This window comes from Paenirhodobacter populi, assembly GCF_004022215.1.
Lineage (GTDB): Bacteria > Pseudomonadota > Alphaproteobacteria > Rhodobacterales > Rhodobacteraceae > Rhodobacter > Rhodobacter populi.
In genome coordinates, this window is record NZ_SAUZ01000076.1 from 1 (window position 1) to 1,119 (window position 1,119).

At 60.2% G+C, this 1,119-nt stretch carries 1 pseudogene; it reads right to left on the minus strand.

Annotated features, from left to right (window positions below):
- Nucleotides 1-961, minus strand: a pseudogene (locus tag D2T30_RS22865) (IS5 family transposase); the annotation flags it as partial.
- Nucleotides 962-1,119: the final 158 nt, after the last annotated feature.

Genomic DNA, 1,119 nt, shown 5'->3' on the forward strand with positions numbered 1-1,119 from the left:
GATGCGGATCTGAACCTCTGCATCCTGCCTGTCGAAGTCTCTGGCCATGATGCGCTCACCCAGGAGCTTGACGCATCTCATCCGATCGTCGGGAAAACAGTCCACTGGACTGTTTTCTGATCCTCCTCACACCTCCACGCGACTTCGCCGGTGATATCCGGACCATTTCTTCCAGTTGGCCCGTCCGAACCGTTTGCAGGCACGTAGCGCTTCGTTTCGCGCCTGCAGGCCGGGATCGTGGCCCTTCCAGGCCCTGGCATTTCGTCGCGGGGGTATGATGGCATCGGCGCCTCGGGCCGCGATGGCGCCGTGGCAGCCCTTGGTGTCATAGATGCCATCTGCCGTAACGCTGCCGATCCGCTCTTCAGCCGGGATCTGCGCCAGCAGGCCCGGCAGAACGGGCGCATCCCCGATGCGGTTACCGGTCATCTCCACCGCCCGCACTTCCAGTGTATCAGCATCGATCCCGATATGGATTTTGCGCCACTGCTGGCGGCGACTGGCCCCGTGCTTGTGGACGTGCCATTCGCCTTCGCCCGAAAACTTGATCCCTGTGCTGTCCACCAGCAGGTGCAGTGGAGCGAATGCAGGCTGATATGGGATCTGCACCTTCAGATGCTTCTGCCTGCGGCAGAGCGTTGTGTACTGAGAAGGATCAGCGATCCTTCCAGTGGAAGGATCGCCCGACGAAGGGTACCGGCCTGTCGAGCCCGGACAGGCTCAGCGGACTCTCTATGAACCCAGTCGTTTGCCGTAGCGGTAGCCCGAACAGCACCTTGACCGAAAGGCAGAATTGGATCGCCGCGGCAGAGAATCTCTCAGGATGGCCCGGCTTGCCGTTCGGGGCCGCGAGCCAAGCCAGCTCAGGACCGAACCACACCATCAAAGAACCGCGGCGCTTCGGCGACCGACTATAGCTCGACCAGTTCGTCGTGCGGAAAACAGGGACAGGTTTGCTCATGGAGTTAACCTAAACCGCTGCCTCACAAACATGAATCCGTGAACCAACAGGATAGTGCAACATGTGTAACCGCCCCTTGCGCAAGAGGGATCTTCAGAGCTTCTTTTGCGCCATCGGGTGCTGACATGTGTCCGGCCTCTGATGCGGCCATCATCATG